General features: G+C 68.4%; 14 protein-coding genes. 6 read left to right on the top strand and 8 right to left on the bottom strand.

The features are described 5' to 3' along the window. Positions 1-310: 310 nt before the first annotated feature. From JN22_RS00190 to JN22_RS00180, 3 genes are all read right to left on the bottom strand, one after another. Positions 311-1,126, bottom strand: coding sequence for a hypothetical protein (locus JN22_RS00190; protein ID WP_085551996.1), 816 nt, complete (start codon positions 1,124-1,126; stop codon positions 311-313). A gap of 176 nt (positions 1,127-1,302) precedes the next feature. Then, positions 1,303-1,893, bottom strand: a complete 591-nt coding sequence (locus JN22_RS00185) for a tyrosine-type recombinase/integrase (RefSeq protein ID WP_223677532.1) — start codon at positions 1,891-1,893, stop codon at positions 1,303-1,305. A 55-nt stretch (positions 1,894-1,948) separates the two neighbouring features. Further along, positions 1,949-2,894, bottom strand: a protein-coding gene (locus JN22_RS00180; protein ID WP_143268068.1) for an IS630 family transposase whose coding sequence is annotated in 2 segments (ribosomal slippage) — positions 1,949-2,554 and positions 2,556-2,894 — 945 coding nt in all. Because the reading frame shifts where the segments join, the coding sequence is not laid out codon by codon here. A gap of 587 nt (positions 2,895-3,481) precedes the next feature. On the opposite strand from JN22_RS00180, the gene JN22_RS00175 reads away from it, so the two are divergent. Next, positions 3,482-3,958: a hypothetical protein gene (locus tag JN22_RS00175; RefSeq protein ID WP_085551994.1), complete on the top strand. Its 477-nt coding sequence runs from the start codon at positions 3,482-3,484 to the stop codon at positions 3,956-3,958. Here the strand turns inward: JN22_RS00175 and JN22_RS00170 are convergent. Both JN22_RS00170 and JN22_RS00165 read right to left on the bottom strand, forming a co-directional pair. Continuing rightward, positions 3,946-4,386 carry a hypothetical protein gene (locus JN22_RS00170; protein ID WP_143268067.1) on the bottom strand — a complete coding sequence of 147 codons (441 nt, stop codon included), beginning with the start codon at positions 4,384-4,386 and terminating at the stop codon, positions 3,946-3,948. The genes JN22_RS00175 and JN22_RS00170 overlap by 13 nt on opposite strands. Positions 4,387-4,393: 7 nt before the next feature. Then, positions 4,394-5,095, bottom strand: coding sequence for a tyrosine-type recombinase/integrase (locus tag JN22_RS00165; RefSeq protein WP_179165996.1), 702 nt, complete (start codon positions 5,093-5,095; stop codon positions 4,394-4,396). A gap of 242 nt (positions 5,096-5,337) precedes the next feature. Here JN22_RS00165 and JN22_RS00160 point away from each other — a divergent pair, with 242 nt between their 5' ends. Continuing rightward, a complete protein-coding gene (locus JN22_RS00160; RefSeq protein WP_085551992.1) occupies positions 5,338-6,840 on the top strand; it encodes a hypothetical protein in 1,503 nt (500 codons plus the stop codon). A gap of 141 nt (positions 6,841-6,981) precedes the next feature. Here the strand turns inward: JN22_RS00160 and JN22_RS00155 are convergent, their stop codons facing one another. Continuing rightward, positions 6,982-7,590 carry a tyrosine-type recombinase/integrase gene (locus JN22_RS00155; RefSeq protein WP_143268066.1) on the bottom strand — a complete coding sequence of 203 codons (609 nt, stop codon included), beginning with the start codon at positions 7,588-7,590 and terminating at the stop codon, positions 6,982-6,984. On the opposite strand from JN22_RS00155, the gene JN22_RS00150 reads away from it, so the two are divergent. Next, positions 7,568-8,631 (top strand): IS630 family transposase gene (locus JN22_RS00150; protein ID WP_143268065.1). Its coding sequence is split into 2 segments (ribosomal slippage): positions 7,568-8,051 and positions 8,051-8,631, totalling 1,065 coding nucleotides; the frame shifts between segments, so codons are not numbered across the junction. The two genes, JN22_RS00155 and JN22_RS00150, sit on opposite strands and share 23 nt — an antisense overlap. Here the strand turns inward: JN22_RS00150 and JN22_RS00145 are convergent. Together JN22_RS00145 and JN22_RS00140 are read right to left on the bottom strand one after the other, a co-directional pair. Next, the gene (locus tag JN22_RS00145) at positions 8,605-9,573 is read right to left on the bottom strand and encodes a site-specific integrase (RefSeq protein ID WP_179165995.1); all 969 of its coding nucleotides are present in this window, start codon (positions 9,571-9,573) and stop codon (positions 8,605-8,607) included. The two genes, JN22_RS00150 and JN22_RS00145, sit on opposite strands and share 27 nt — an antisense overlap. An 82-nt stretch (positions 9,574-9,655) precedes the next feature. Continuing rightward, positions 9,656-11,788 carry a KAP family P-loop NTPase fold protein gene (locus JN22_RS00140; RefSeq protein WP_179165994.1) on the bottom strand — a complete coding sequence of 711 codons (2,133 nt, stop codon included), beginning with the start codon at positions 11,786-11,788 and terminating at the stop codon, positions 9,656-9,658. Between the two features lie 285 nt (positions 11,789-12,073). Here JN22_RS00140 and JN22_RS00135 point away from each other — a divergent pair, with 285 nt between their 5' ends. The 3 genes from JN22_RS00135 to JN22_RS00125 are packed head-to-tail and all read left to right on the top strand — an operon-like array spanning position 12,074 to position 16,186. After that, a complete protein-coding gene (locus JN22_RS00135; RefSeq protein ID WP_085551990.1) occupies positions 12,074-13,756 on the top strand; it encodes a Mu transposase C-terminal domain-containing protein in 1,683 nt (560 codons plus the stop codon). Beyond that, positions 13,749-14,624, top strand: coding sequence for a TniB family NTP-binding protein (locus JN22_RS00130; protein WP_085551989.1), 876 nt, complete (start codon positions 13,749-13,751; stop codon positions 14,622-14,624). The genes JN22_RS00135 and JN22_RS00130 overlap by 8 nt, the downstream gene beginning before the upstream one ends. 5 nt (positions 14,625-14,629) lie before the next feature. After that, the gene (locus JN22_RS00125) at positions 14,630-16,186 is read left to right on the top strand and encodes a TniQ family protein (RefSeq protein WP_085551988.1); all 1,557 of its coding nucleotides are present in this window, start codon (positions 14,630-14,632) and stop codon (positions 16,184-16,186) included. Positions 16,187-16,260 lie beyond the last annotated feature (74 nt).

Genomic DNA, 16,260 nt, shown 5'->3' with positions numbered 1-16,260 from the left:
ACGCAAAGGGCGGAAGAACCCGATTCGGAGGAGGCTCACGTTGGACATCACCGGCCGCGTCGGCATGCCGATTCTTCCCTTTTGCGTCCCATGCAGTCATAATATTCTTTGAGCGGTCATAAATAATTGTTCGCACACTTCGGAATGCTTTGATGATCTTTTCCTGGCTCAAATGTCTGCTGCCTAAGAGCGTGAAGAACCGGTTACCTGCCCTTCTCTATACGGAAGCACCGAAAACGGTCATCCTTCCCGGTGCGGCCCGTTACGGCATTTGGCCGACAGTAATAAAGCAGCCCTCGGATCGTGACGATCAGGGAAAGCCGGAGTGGGCCCAGTGACACGGGGTAATCGCGGACGCGTGGGGGCTTTCCGCCAAAGCGGTGAGCTGTGAATCGGCGTGGGGTTCTGACGCCGATCGGCACGGGAGCACGTTGATAATAATGGAAACCAAGGGGACCCAGCCGCGTGCTGTTTCACACCAAACGCGGATGCAGGCGCCCGGCTCCGCGAGATGATCCAGAATCCTCACGGCGAGCTGGTCGACGGCGAGCAGATCGTGGCGACCGGACCCAAGCGAGAATTGCCGCTCCGGGCTGTGCACGTACGGTGGCGTCGCCACGTCGACGCGTTGGCCCCACCGATCGAGCGTCGCGAACACGGACAGTGGAATCCCAGCCTTGCGCTCCCTGACCCACAGGGCGACGGCGGGATGATCGTTGATCCAGGCGCTGAGCATGTTGCCGTCGTAGACCTGGACCGAGACAAGCCTGGTCGGATCGCCGCCGGCTGCGGTGATGCCGGCCCGGATGGCCGTTGCCCGCTCCTCGGCCTTGGTCCCGACCAGCGGCGTGGCCGTGACACCGATGTAACTGCCGCCACGCGCGATCACCTCGGTGACTGCCGGATTGAGGGCCTTGGACTTGACCTTTCCGTTCTGCGTGCCCTTGGTCCAGACTTCCTTTTTCCATTGGGCGTCCCCCTGGTCGGTCGCCTTGCACTGGAAGACGATGTCGCGCCCCGGAAAATAGGGGGTGGAGGCTTCGCCGTTCTCCCAACGAACCGACGCGTCCTGGCCACCGTCCGCGATGGTGATCTGCAACGGAACAGCGACGTTGCGCAGGGGCACGCCGGCCTTGCGCGCTTCGCGCGTAGACCAGGACGCGCAGCAGCTCGACCAGCTGTTGGCCGTCGAAGCGCTCGATGTCCTCTGGGCTGATCTCAAACATCATTGGTGCTCAGGGCCCTATGGGATTGCCGGTCGAACAGTTCAATTAAAGCACAACCATGGGCCATTCGGGGAGGTCATCCGCTCGCTTTCCCGCGCCGGACCTTTGCCACGGCGCTCCGGGTCGCACGCAGGCGCTCGGTGTAGCGGGCCGGCATCGCCGGCGTCGACCACCGCCCCGCCTGCATCAGCCCGGGCAGGTCGACGCCGGCGGCGAGCAGGTCCTGGGCGGCGCCGACCCGCAGGCTGTGGCCGCTGAAGCCGACGGCGCACGGGTCGGCCTCGCCGGTGCGTCGCGCCACCACCCGCTGCACCACCTCGGTGCTCATCCGCTCGCCGGCGCCGCTGCGCGACAGGTGGCAGAACAGGTAGACCCCTTCCCTGGTGAGCGGCCCCTGCCCGCCCGGCTCGGCCGGCCACCGCGGCGCCACGGCGCGCCAAGCGGCGAGCGCGGCCGCCGTCTCAGCCGACAGCCAGGCCTCGGCGCCCTGCCCCTCCTGGTCGGTCTTCGAGCGGCGGATGCGGATGGTTGCCTCGCCCGGGTGCGCGTCGGGATTGAGAACGGGATCGACCGGGTGCAGGTCGGCCCAGCGCAGCGCCACGAGCTCGTCGGCGCGGGCCAGCGTGTCGCGGCCGACCAGCAGCAGCGCGCGGTCCCGCCGATCGATCGGCTTCAGCTGCCTCTACCAGCCGGACTGGCCCAGAAGCTAGAGTCTGTCTGATTTAAGTAGGATCGTATCCTGCATGTCGGATATATGCGGCGCACTCGTGAGGCTGGAAGTGCTCCAGCAGGTTTCCGATGCGCCGCCATACGGCTTCGATCGTCCTTTCCTCGGCTTTCCGGACCAAGGTTTTGAGCTTTGCGAACATCATCTCGATGGGATTGAGATCAGGACTGTAGGGCGGCAGGAAGAGCAGATGGGCGCCGACATTCCGTATGGCGTTGCGCGCCGCGGCTCCTTTGTGACTGCCCAGGTTGTCGAGAACGACGACATCGCCCGGTGCCAGGGTGGGCACCAGGAATTGCTCGACCCAGGCCGTAAACATGGTCCCGTTGATCGGCCCATCCAGGACCAGAGGAGCCACGATCCTGTCGTGACGCAGGCCTGCCAGGAAAGTCAGCGTCTTCCAATGGCCGTGGGGAACTTTGGCGAGGTAAGGCTGGCCCTGCGCACACCAACCCCGGGTGCGGGTCATGTTGGTCTTCACCCAGGTCTCGTCGATGAAGACCAGGCGCTTGGGATCGATCTTATGCTGGTGGGCTTTCCAGCGCGCTCGGAAGCGAGCCAGCTTCGTCCCATCCTGCTCCTTGGCCAGCAGCGTTTTTTTTGAAGCTGAGGCCCAACCGGCGCACGCATCGCCAGACGGTGTCCGGCGTCACCACTGTGCCGCGTTCCGCCAACTCCGCCGTCAGCGCCCGGATCGTCAGGTCGCCCTTCTCAGCCAGCCGCTCGCGCAGCCAATCCACCGCCTCCGGCCCCAGCACGAAGGGACGATGACCGCCCATCTTGCCCGGCTCAAGCCCTTGTCCGGCACGTTGCTTCTGACCGATCCGCACTGCCGTCGCAACTGAGACGCTGAACTGCTGCGCCACCGCGCGGGTCGTCAGGCCACTCGCCAACGCCGCCGCAATCCGCTCACGAAGATCCAGAGACAACGGACGTGCCATCAGGGTTGATCTCCCAAATCAGTCAACCCGTTGAATCACACATCCGCTCCCTCGGGAATCCCCATCTCCGATTCAGACACAAACAGACAGACTCTAGGCGGTCGAGGGTTAGCTCCGTCTAAGGGTTGCTCTAATAGATGGTCTAATAGAGCGCATCCAGATACCTCCGGTCTGCGTTTGTTCACACCAAGCAGTTGCTTCCCTCATTACACTCAACCTCACGCAATTTTGCTGACGATAAGCCGATAAAATTGCAACTGATGCTAGTCAACGCTACAGAAGCACGACATAATACCGATGCGATAGCTGTGTACCTGGATCCGCCATGGCCCGCTGTCTCCATCCGCGTGCTGACGTCGCGATCGTCAACACAACACGCGCCGGCCCGATCGACGGGCCGGGTGTGGAGCGGCACGTCGTCCAGCGGCGGCTGAGGCTCACAGCACTAGTTCCCCCGCGAAACGATAACAAATCGCCAGTCCGCCGGCACACGGGAACATCGGCATACCATGTAGCCGCATTCAGCCGCTACCATGACGATGCCAGACGTGCCAACCACCCAAAGCCAACATGTAGGGAGAAACACCATGCGACAGTTGCTGCTCGCGGCCGTGATGACGACCGCCATGGCCCTACCTTCAGCCGCCCAGGACAGCAAGATCCGGCCTGCGATCATGCCCGACGCCAAGGTCCAGGTCGTCCAACCGTCTAGCGTGGCCACCTTTGGGAAACCTGCCACCCAAGTGATCAAGGCCAGCTGCCAGACCGAGGCGTCCGATTGGGATGGACGCCAGGACACCTGCGAGAGCGGGTGGCAGGTGCTGGAGGCTCCTGAAGGCACCGTGATCGTCGAGAACGACATGCAGCGGGCCACGTCCGGGAATGGCACCTGGGGCTGCAAGGAGGTCTTCGGGGAGCGCGTCGAGATCATCCCCGGCTCCGGCATCACCATGCCGCGCAGATTCCACCTCCAGGCCTGGGCCTGGAGCCATGAAGGCCCCCGCGGCGGCGCGGGTCACTCCAACTGCGATTACACGGTCAAGTTCGCCACCTACAAGAAGTAGGAGGAAAGGGAGCCCAGCTTTAGCGCGGCGCGCCAAAGCTGGGCCGCTTGGCCCCCTGTGGCCAGGGCCGGGCTGTGGTCCGACTTGACGATTCCGCTGACCGACATCGAGGAGCGGTACCGGGCACCCGACGGACGCCGTGCAACCTGCAGGCTCTGTGCGCCATCTGCGCCGACAAGCGGCAGGGATCGCTGCGGCCCGGCCAGTCGGTCGGTCGGTCGGTCGGTCGGTGCGGTGCTGATAGCGCCGACGTCGATCGGAACTTTAACGCATGTCGACACGTAGGCGATAGAGCTGCCGTTCAGCAGCCGCCGCCTCGATGCCAACCCGCCGCAGGCCCGGCGCCTGGGCGGCGGCGCCCCGCCGATCAGCACCTCCAGCACGCCGGCGGGTCGGCGCTGCGCCTGGGCGGGCCGCCGGTCGGCCACCGCCGCCTCACTTTCCTTTGACCTTTTCCCGCCGGACCCGCGCCACCGCCCCCCGCGTCGCCCGCAGGCGCTCGGTGTAGCGCGCCGGCATCGCCGGCGTCGACCACCGCCCCGCCTGCATCAGCCCGGGCAGGTCGACGCCGGCGGCCAGCAGGTCCTGGGCGGCGCCGACCCGCAGGCTGTGGCCGCTGAAGCCGACGGCGCACGGGTCGGCCTCGCCGGTGCGCCGCGCCACCACCCGCCGCACCGCCGCCGGGCTCATCCGCTCGCCGGCGCCGCTGCGCGACAGGTGGCAGAACAGGCAGACCCCTTCCCTGGTGAGCGGCCCCTGCCCGCCCGGCTCGGCCGGCCACTGCGGCGCCACCGCGCGCCAGGCGGTGAGCGCCCCCACCGCCTCGGCCGACAGCCAGGCCTCGGCGCCGTGCCCTTCCTGATCGGTCTTCGATCGCTGGATTCGGATCGTTGCCTCGCCCGGGTGGGCGTCGGGATTGAGGACCGGATCGACCGGCCGCAGGTCGGCCCAGCGCAGCGCCACCAGCTCGTCGGCGCGGGCCAGGGTGTCGCGGCCGACCAGCAGCAGCGCGCGATCGCGCAGATCGATCGGCTTCAGCGGTTTCCGCCGGTCGGGCTGGTCGGGATCGAGGCGGCCGAGGATCAGCGCCAGCACCGCGTCGGTCACCCGCGCCTGCCGGTCCGCTCGCACTGGCACGCGAGCGATGCTCGTCCATACCCGCGCCCCTCGGTCCTGGCGAAACCTGTGGTCAGCACCACAATAAACGCGCAACTATGTTGCTCACATCCCTAATGGGTTGCATAAATTATAGATAACGCATTATTTTTGGTGTGAATTCAACCGGCGGGGTTTCGATGCGCCAGCCATTGACCGATCCTGTGAGACCGCAGACCCACCAGGCATCTGCACCCGACCAAACCCGCCGCTCGGCCGGCGGCGTGACGATCGTGTTCGGCGTCGCCGGCCTGCTTCTGGCCGGATGCGCCGACGATCTCGTGATCTCCCGCAAGCTGAGCGCGGTGAGCGGAACACCGAGCGGGTTGGTTTACGGGCTGCCGAAGGGGCGCGTCCAGTTGACCGCGCAACGGCGGCTGGTCACCGCCACGGATGTCGCCAAAGCGAAGGCGGCCGCCAGCGAGGCGGCCGACGCGGCCAAGACCACCGCCGAGGCCTTGGCCACAGCTGAGGAGGACCTCACAATCCTCAACGGAACGCTCAATGCCGCCGGAGCGACCCCTCCGATCGAGCTTGTCACACGCGTCACCGTCGCCACGGCCAAAGTCGCGTTTCTGACCAGGACGGCCGCCGACAAGAAGAAGATCGCGGCGCTGACGAAGGCGCAGGCCGAACGCACCGCTGACTTGGATGGGACCTACGAGGAGAGCGCCACCATCACCACGCTGCCGGTCATCGCCGATACGGCCCGCGGCTACATCGCCAGCATCAACCACTCGCCTCTGCGCAGCGACAAGCTCAAACTGGCCGTGGCGAACGGGCTTCTGTCGACCACGACCGCAAGCTCGGCCGATGAGACCAAAACCATCCTGACGAGCCTCGCCAGCCTCATCGGGGTGGTAGCATTGCCGACGCTACCCCCGCTCGTCCGACCCTACACCTACCGCGCGCCGGCGCGGCCGGCGACACCGGAGGCGCCGGCCGCGCGCTGCGAGCTCTATGCCATCACCGAGGAGTTCGATCCCACCGACCGCCAGGAGACGATCGCTGCCCTGTCCCGCCTGTCGGCGGCTGGCAGCCTGCTGACCGTCGAGGTCGATGGCCTCCACTGCACTGCCGCGCCCAGGTCCACGCCGGGTCTCTGCCCGACCAGCGGGGCGCCGTCGGGTGGGCTCCCCGCGGACGCGGGGCCACCGCTCCCGGACTCCGCCACCGGTGACCCGGGCTCTCTCGGGCAAACCGAGGAGGCCCTCGCGCGTGGAAGCCGGGCCCACTTGGCTCTGTCGGCCGGGGACGAGGTGCGTGGGCTGGTCTACCGGGTCCCGCGGCCGGTCCGGATCGCGGTGGCGGCGGCCGGCAGCATCCCGGGAGTCACCACCTCTTCCGCCCCCTGCGAGCTGGCGAGTCCCCCGCCGACCGTCGCCACCACGGTGATGGTGCCGGACTCCACCGCCTCGTTCGTGCTGCCCGCCCAAGCGGGGGGCTTCACGAGCTCGACGATTGGCCACGTCTTCAAGGACGGGATGCCGACGGAATACAGTGTCGACCGGCCGAGCGAGGTGGCGGGCGCGCTCGGCATCCCCGTCGAGGTGCTGAAGGCGGCGATCTCGGTCCCGGCGGAGCTGATCAAGGTCCGGGTGAACTATGACTCCGAGGTCAACGCGCTGATCGAGGCGCAAACGCAGGAGCGGCAGAAGCGAAAGGACCTGCTGGAGGCGCAACGGGCGCTGGACGCAGCCCAGCGCCAAGCGCCGACGGCGGAGTGAGCCCGGCACGATCACCGTGGTGGCCGCGGTCGGCTTCGCGCGCCGGTCGAAGCCGGCGGCGAGCAGCCCCTGGACAACCGCTCGTAGCCCACGGCACCGTCGGGCGCTAGACTTCGACGGTGAGCAGGAGCTCAAGAAGGCTCACTTCATTTTGCCCTTTTCCCGTCGGACGCGGGCGACCGCACCACGCGTCGCCCGCAGACGCTCGGTGTAGCGGGCCGGCATCGCCGGCGTCGACCACCGCCCCGCCTGCATCAGCCCAGGCAGATCGACGCCGGCGGCCAGCAGATCCTGGGCGGCACCGACGCGCAGGCTGTGGCCGCTGAAGCCGACGGCGCACGGGTCGGCCTCGCCGGTGCGTCGCGCCACCACCCGCCGCACCGCCTCGGTACTCATCCGCTCGCCGGCGCCGCTGCGCGACAGGTGGCAGAACAGGTAGCCCCCCTCCCTGGTGTGCGTCCCCTGCCCGTCCGGTTCGGCCGGCCACCGCGGCGCCGCCGCGCGCCAGGCGGCGAGCGCCGCCGCCGCCTCGGCCGACAGCCAGGCCTCGGCGCCCTGCCCCTCCTGGTCGGTCTTCGAGCGGCGGATGCGGATGGTGGCCTCGCCCGGGTGCGCGTCGGGATTGATACCAAAGCCGGAAAGTTCTGACTCGGTATGACTTCGGGTTGCGAATTGGCGCTGGAGGTGATTCGCTGTATGGGCCCTCCCCACCGAGCCAACCACCGCCATGCCTGCCTTGAAGATCTGCACTGATCTGAGTTCCGAGGAATTGCGTCGCTTGGCCCGTGGCGAGAGCGACAGCCGGGTTTGCCGGCGCCTGCTGGCGATCGCCATGGCGCTGGAGGGCAGCAGCCGGGAAGAAGCGGCGCGGCAAGCCGGCATGGATCGGCAGACACTGCGCGACTGGGTGGCGCGCTACAACGCCCAAGGGGTGGACGGCCTGCGGGATCGGGCCCGCACCGGCCGGCCGCCACTGCTGGCCGCTGCCTTGGAAGCGGAGTTGGCCGACCTGATCGCCGCCGGCCCCGATGTCGAGCGGGACGGTGTCGTCGAATACCGGGTTCGGCATATCCGCGAACTGGCCCTGCGGCATTTCGGGGCGGACTACAGCCGCACCGGCATGCAGGACCGCTTGTATCGGATGAAGCTGTCCTTCCTCACGCCGCGCCCGATCCATCCCAAGACCGACGCGGCGGCCCAGGAGGCGTTTAAAAAAACTTCGCCGACCGCCTCGCTTTCATCGCACAGGACCACCCCGAAGCGGGCGCCGTGGAGGTCTGGTTTCAGGACGAAGCCCGCATCGGGCAGAAAGGCACCCTGACCCGGCGATGGGCGTCGCGTGGCAGCCGGCCACGCGCCGTGCGCGATCATCGCTTCAAGTCGGCCTATCTCCTCGGCGCCGTCTGCCCGGCCCGCGACACCGGGGCCGCCATCGTCATGACACGCGCCAACACCCAGGCGATGACCCTCATGCTGGAGGAAATCAGTCGGACCATCGCTCCTGGCGCCCATGCCGCCGTCGTCATCGACGGGGCGGGATGGCACACCAGCGGCGACCTCGTCGTGCCAGCCAACATCACCCTCGTTCCGCTCCCGCCCTACAGTCCGGAACTCAACGCCATCGAAAGGCTCTGGCAATTCATGCGCCACACCCTGCTGGCCCACAGGCTCTTCCTCGACCTCAACGCCATTCTGGATGTCTGCTGTCGGGTCTGGAACCAAATCCTCACCGAACCCGGACGTATCCGAGCAACATGCGGCTACTCATGGGCAGTGCAGGTCAAAACTTAACGGCCTTGGTATCAGAGCGGGATCGACCGGCCGCAGGTCGGCCCAGCGCAACGCCACCAGCTCGTCGGCGCGGGCCAGCGTGTCGCGGCCGACTAGCAGCAGCGCCCGGTCGCGCAGATCGATCGGCTTCAGCGGCTTGCGCCGGTCGGGCTGGTCCGGATCGAGGCGGTCGAGGATCGGCGCCAGCACCGCGTCGGTCAGCGCCGCCGCCTGCCGTTGCTCCGAGCCCCCGTCGCGCGCGTGCCCGCGCCGCTCCAGCGTCACACGCCAGTGCCGGCACGGCTCGCTGTGCCCGGCGGCGCGGTGGATCAGGGCGATCGACGCGAGATACCGCGCCACCGTCGCCGGCTTGCGGGACGGCCCAATCTCCCGGATGTAGCGCCCCACAGTCGCCGGTTCGGCCGGGAGCCAGGGCAGACCCTGCTGGACGCACCAGCCGGCGAACCGGCGGACATCGGCCTCGGTGGCGCGCAGCGTCGCCGGCGCGTAGCCGCGCTGGGCCAGATCCATGAAATCGCGCAGCGCCGCCATGGCGGTGTCGGTCACGTCCGGCTCGGGCACCGGCACGGCGACGGCCGACCCGCCGCACGGGTTGGCGAAGCCGCCGGCGGCGTGCCACCACGCCAGCGAGCTGCGGTAGCGCCGCAGGGTGGCGGCCGACCGGCCGTCGGCCGCCGCGGCCGCCAGGAACGCCACCACCGTCTCCCGGCTGGCCGGCATCGCCTGGCGCTTGGCCTGGCTGCACCAGGTCACGAACAGTTTCCCGTCGCCGCGCAAGGCCCGCCGGGTCGACGGCGCCATGGTCCGGGCTGCAAAGGCCGCGCGCAGGGCCTCGACATCGCTGCGGGACAGCGACGGCACGAAGGCGAACGGAATGGCGATGACCGCCGCAGCGTCCGCCTCATCCAGGGCCGCTCCGCCTTTCCGCCTCACCGAAGTCATGACCACACCATCGCGAACGGGATATCAGCCCAAGCGGCCAGGATGTGGCTGTCGGGTGCGCCGGACCAGGGGCCAGTGGCCATTATGCGGCTCCCAGACGTTGAGCGGCTCTCAGACGGGCTCGTTGGGTCCGGGACTCACTCCATGCGGGAGCCTGGGCATCGACCGTGTTGAAGCGCCACCGCAAGATCGCGGTGTCAACGAACCGCTCGAGGACATCCTCTTCGACAGACCCCTCCCCGTAGAAGGCCCGGACAAACCGGACCAGCGCGGCGTCGTCGTGCTGAATCTGTCGGGTCATCGCCTCGCGGTGCTCCGCTCCCCAGGCCTCCACCTCATGGGCCAGCAGCAGCGGCTCCGCGCTTTCGACGCTGGCGAGCAGCCGGTCACCGGTGTGGGCGGCCACGACGGCGGCGCCCAAACCATGGGCCAGTTCCCGTACAATCGCGGCCGGAAGCCACCCGCTGGGCTCCCGTGCGGGCCGGCCGAAGAGCCCATGGGCAAAAAAATGGTGGCGCAGGAGCCAACTCGGGGCATCGAACTCACCGGCGCCGATGAGAGTTGACAGGGCGCTCCGGACCATCTCCAGCCGCGCCCCATCACCACGACGGCACACAATCTCGGCGAATTGGTCGAACCAGCGGCAGAGCGCGGTGACGGTGCCGCTCCCAGTACCGCTGTCAACGCTGGCCACCGAGACGACCACACGGGGCATCGCGCCGAGCACCCGCAGGGTTCGCTCCGGATCACGATCTCCGACATCGTCGTAAACATTCGCCAAGCGGTCGAGCAAGGTCCAGAGCCGCCGCTCCGCCGCGGCGGTCCGAACATGCTCCAGCATGGCGTCGTCAGCGCGACTGAGAAAGGCCACGACGTCCTGTCGGGAAATGGCGCCGGGCAGCAGGCCGAGGCGCAACAGGGTCATCAGAGCGCCATACCGGCGCAGGCCGTCCGGTGGTTCGCGATCCCCCCGGACCTCGCCGGGGTTCAGGCGCGGGAACAGCACCCCGAGCAGAGGCGCCGCCGGCGACGCCGCGTCAACGCCCAACCGGAGCATCCGCTCACCCGGATTGGCCCGCCCTCCCTTGAGACCCTCTTGCCAGTTGGCCCCCTCCCTCAGATGGAACGGCGGGTCCTGCACGACCAGCGCCGGCTGCCGGCGGATGGCTTCGATCACCTCGGGGGCCTTGGCCCGCAGGATGATGAAGCCGAGCAGGTCGACTGGGTCGACCTCGCCGGCGACCATCGGCGCCAGAGCCGCATACATGCCGCAGACCCGCCGGACGTCGCGGGGGGTGGCCACCAGCGTGCCGATGGCGCTCGCCAGGACCCGGCCAAGGCGCGGGTCATCGCGCCAGCCAACCGGGAGGAGCCCCGCCGGCGCCACCGCGTCCAGTTCAGCGGCCAGCAGCTCACTGATCTCGTCCGGCAAGGTGACGGGCAACGGCAACTCCAACTGGACGATCTTCTCCAGATAGGCGTTGCCACGCGCCTCCCTCCCGGTGGTCGCTCCGGCACCCAGCGCCTCGACGACGCGGTCGCGGTCGTAAGCCAGCAGGTAGGAGATTCCCGGAAAGTCGGCAACGGCGCGAACCAGTTGCGCGACAGCGCGGACCTCCGCATCCTCGACGCGGTCGAGCTCGTCGATCAGCACGACGATCGGCACCTCGACACCCTCGAGGCACGTTTTCAGGTCCTTATGCTGATCGGCAAGGCTTTCCGTCCGATCCAGCGCCTCTCCGACCGCCTTTAACGCTTCCCGCAGCCCGGGGATGGGCAGGCCCAACAACGCCGTCCCCGGCGCCAAGTTGGCCGCGTACTTGGTCAGGCGGCCGGTCAGCTGAGCCGCGACCTTGCCGGTCTGCGGACTGGTGGTGCCTACCTTTTTGATTGTGGCCAGCAGCTCGGCGAAGAACTGGGTGATGACGTCGTCGCGCCCGCTGACCAGCCAGGGGTCGAAGCGCACCACCACCGCGCCGGGGTGCGTCTTCTTGATCTCGCCCTCGAGCAGGTTGAGGATCGACGACTTGCCGCTGCCCCACGGCCCGGTCAGCCCGACGACCACGCCGCTGGCCCGGCCGTCGCGCACCAGGGCGCGGGCGAGGCGGGCGACGAACCCGTCGCGGCCGAGGCGGTCATCGCCGGCGGTGGCGATCGGCCGGTCGGGCCGGTGGTCGGGGGTTACCTCGGCCGGTGGGTCTTGACGGTCGCTCATCGCGGGCGCATCCTTGCGGCGTGGGGGCGGACCGCCCGCCGGCCGACCGTTGCGACGGGCGGACCAGGGACGGGTCCAGGGGAGGCCCCGCCCCGCCGGAAGGGCGGGGGAAACGGCCGGATCGGGCGCCAGGATGGCGCCTTTTTTTGGGTCCGTTGTCACCGCAAAGTAGTTCGCGCAAAATCCTGGCGAGGAAATGTAAGCGATTCTTCGCGTCTTCGTCATCCATTTGATGCAAAAAGCAGAGAGGATGCTGCGAAAAGCAGAAAGTGGATCGGGTGAAAAGTGCCGCGGCATCCGCACAGCTCCCAGGCGCTGACGACCGTCTCCGAAGAGGACTGGGCTCTTGCCCGTGAGCGCGAACCCATCGTTCGCGACCTGGTGCAGAACCCTCCCGCCTATGGCGCCCGGGCGGAAGCGATGGCGGCGGCGGCCAGCGAACTCGCGCTCACGCCCAATCACCTCTACCGTTTGCTCAAGGCCTACGAAGCCGCCCCCCGGACCCGCTCCCTGCTGCTGAAGGCGCCGGGTCCCGCCAGTGGCGGAAAGCGCCTGGATGACCGGGTCGAGGCGATCATCGAGGAGGAGATCAAAGGCACCTACCTCACTCTCCACCACCCCAAGAAATCGCTGCTGATGAAGGGCATCCACGCCCGGTGCGCGGCGGAGGGCCTGACCAGGCCGGCCCGCCAGACCGTGGACACCCGGCTGGCGGCGATCAGCAAGCGGGAGCAGACCAAGCGCCGCCATGGACGCAAGAGGGCGCGGGACGAGTTCAACCCGATCCGGGGATCGCTTGAGGCCGAGCGCGCCTTGGAGATCATCCAGATCGACCACACCCCGACCGACCTGATGGCCGTCGAGCCCGACAGCCTGGAGGTGATCGGTCGCCCGTTCATCACCTTGGCCGTCGACATCCGGACCCGCATGTACTGCGGCTTCTACCTGACCTTCGATCCGCCCTCGGCGACCAGCGTTGCCGCCTGCATCGCCCACGCCGTGATGGACAAGAGCGAGTGGCTGGCGTCGCGGGGGTTGCCGGCCCGCTGGCCGGTCATGGGCCTGTGCGAGGTCGTCCACACCGACAATGGCAAGGAGTTCCACTCCAAGGCCTTCACCCGCGCCTGCGAGGATTACGGCATCGAGTTGCGCTACCGGCCGCCCGGCACGCCGCACATGGGCGGGCATGTCGAGCGCCGCATCGGCCATCTGAGCCAGGAGCTGCATCTGCTCCCCGGCACCACCTTCTCCAACATCAAGGAGCGCGGCGTCTACGACGCCGCCGGCAACGCCTGCCTCACCATCACCGAGATCGAGTGGCTGGTGGCCAGCATCATCCTGGAGCACCACGCCTCCTTCCATGAAGGCATCGGCACGTCGCCCAACGCCAAGTGGGCGGCCGACACCGAGGGCAGGGTCTTCCGGATGCCGGCTGACCTGCGGACCTTCCACCGCGACTTCCTGCCGTTCGAGGAGCGGACGGTGCAGCGCGACGGCGTCCACCTGTTCAACATCTCCTACTGGCACGAGGCGCTGACACCCTTCCTCCACGACAAGCGCAAGGTCACGGTCCACTACAACCCCGCCGACCTCTCCAAGGTCTTCATCCGCGGCGTGTCGGGCGAGTACCTGGAGGTTCCCTACCGCAACCTGCGGCGTCCGGCCATTTCCATGTGGGAGCACAAGGCCGCGAACCGGGCGCTGCGTCGTCAGGGTCGCGCCGGCGTCGACGAGGCCATGATCTTCGACATGGTGCTGGCCCGGCGCAAGCTGGTGGAGGAGGCCAGCGGCCGCAGCCGGCGGACCCGCCTGGAGCGGGCGCGGGGCGCGGGTCCACGGTCGACACCGGCCCTGCCGGCGGCCCCCACCGCGCCGGTCATCGACGCGGCGTATCGGGTCTTGCCTGACGGCGCGGACGACGCCCCGCTCGAACTGCCCTACTACGACACGGAGACCTGGGATGACTGACGACGCCTACCGGCATCTCGGACCGTCGGCGCTGGAGGTGATCGCCCTGTCTCCGGAGGAGCGGATCGCCCGCATGCAAGGCCGACGCTTCACCGAATACCCGCGCTGCCGCTTCGTCCTCGACCTCATGCTCGACCAGCTCGAACAACCGGCCGGCACGATCAAGCCCAACCTGCTGATCTGGGGCGAATCCGGCCAGGGCAAGTCGACGATCATGCGCAAGCATCTGCGCGACCATCCCGCGGTGTTCGACCGGAACTCCGGCGTGCGTCGCACCAGCGTGGTCGGGCTGGAGATGCCGCCGATGTGCGACGTGAAATGGTTCTACACCCAGTTGCTCCGGGCCATCGACGCCCCGGTCAACGAGAGCCGCGTCAACATCCCGGTCATGGCGGACCGCGTCGTCACCCTCTACCGGCTGACCGGGGTGCGCCAGATCCTGATCGACGAGGCGCACAACATGCTGATGGGCACGCTGCGCCAGCAGCGGATCATGCTGACGGTGATCCGCCACCTGAGCAACGTGCTGGGCATCCCGCTCGTCCTCTTCGGCACCCAGGACGCCCGCGAGGCACTGATGCACGACCATCAACTCACCCGCCGCTTCCGCTTCGTCGAGCTGCCGGTCTGGGAGGCCGGGGAGGAGTTCCAGACGATGGTCGGCAGCGTCGTGCGCACCCTGCCGCTGCGCCGGCCCTCGACTCTCACCACGCGCTCGATCCGGGCGCTGCTGTCCCACTGCGGGGGAACCACCGCCAAGCTCTTCGAGACGCTCATTGACCTCGGCATCGACGCGATCCAGGTCGGCGAGGAACGGATCACGGCTGACATGGTCAACGACCTCATCGGCCGGCCCGGGATAGCGTGACCGGGATGCGGCTGTTCGCCTCCATCCCGGACTTGCCCGTTGTCCCCCGGCCGGCGCCGGGCGAGGCGCTGGGCGGTTGGGTGGAGGCGATCGCCAACCTCTACGGCCTGAGCCGGGCCGACTACCTGGAGCGGCTCGGCGTGCCGCGCCGCTGGGTGACCGAGGCAATCAACCGGGACCTCGTGTTCCGGCCGCTGCCCACTGTGATGGCGCGGCTGCAGGTCGACACGGGGATCGCTGGGGAGGTGCTGCGGGGCATGACCTTCGGGGGGCTCGACCGCCCGCTGGAGGACCCTTGCCGGACCCATCACGTCCCCTGTCCGGAGTGCGCCTACGAGGCCGAGCGCCGGGCGGATCGGCCGGTCGAACTGCTGTTCGCGCGCGCCGCCTGGCGCGTGGTCTGTCCGCTCCATCCTCCCGACCTGAACCCGTGGGAGGTGGTGGCCGGGGTACCGCTGCCGGCTTTCTACGATCAGGTGCGGCACGTCATCGGGTTCCTTGATCGGGCGGCCTTCGACCGCTCCGTCTTCCAGGAGGTGGTGGGCACGCGTCTGGCACCCGCCTATTCCGTCGACGTCTTCCTCTGGTTCGTCCACCTGCTCAACAGCTTCCTCAGGGTCGAGATCGCCGACATCGACACGATGCGCGAGTGCTGCGAGTTCCGCATCCTGGATGCCTTTGATGCGAGCGCCGACGGCCGGCCGGTGCCGCTGCCCACGGAGGAGCGCAACGGGCTGGCCGTGTCGCTCGTCTTGGCTTGGCAACTCGTCGCGACGCCCTTCACCACCCTGTTCGCCGGTCTGCGCACGGCCAACCGGGCTGGCCGCAAGACGGACCGCGACGAGGGGCAGTTCACGGCCGTGGTCCGGCTGCTCCTGGAGGTCTGGCCGGGCGAGATGCTGGCGATGCCGATGATCGGCCGGGCTCTGTCGGTCGAGTGGCGGTCGAAGGATACGGTCGCCACGCGCACGGCCCAGACCCTCGCCAAGCCGTGGAGCAACCACCCCAGCTACGCGGACCGTCTGGCCGAGGCACATTGGAACCACATGGCCTGGGCCAGGGCGCTGCTGGCCGACCGGCCTCCGGTCATGGGGAATCACCACGTTTCGCGCTTTCCGTCGGTTGGCCCCTTCCATTACCGGCCCGTGGCGTCCAACACCCAGGCCGCGTCGCGCATCGGCGCCGCGCGTCGAACAGCGTGGGACGAGCGGAACCTTGCTCTTGGCAAGCGGCCGGGCTTGCCGCGGTTTCCTGAGAAGGCGATGCGGCGCGCCCGACGGCACCCCAAGTCGCCCCCGAGCCGAACGGCCCTTTCCCTGACGATCAGCCCGCACATCCTGGATGCCGTCCGGCAGGTTCTGGAGGCTCATGGGCCCTTGCCGAAAAAACTCCGCGCCCGTGAGCGCCGGGCTCTGCTTCGCAAGCTGTCCGCGGCAGCCGCCAAGCACCTGGCCGAGACAGCGGGGCGGGAGTTGTCCATCCGCCACGACGACACCATCGGGTCGACCCTTCAGCGCGAACACCAAGTTCCTGGGGTTCCGTCTCGACCCAATGGGCGGTGACATGGCCCTCGCTTTCGAGGCAGTCTCGAACGTCCGAATCTGACCCAAAGCGGACATGCCCGGCGTATGATATG

This window comes from Azospirillum agricola, from assembly GCF_020005195.1.
Lineage (GTDB): Bacteria > Pseudomonadota > Alphaproteobacteria > Azospirillales > Azospirillaceae > Azospirillum > Azospirillum agricola.
This window is presented reverse-complemented; position numbering and strand designations above follow the sequence as displayed.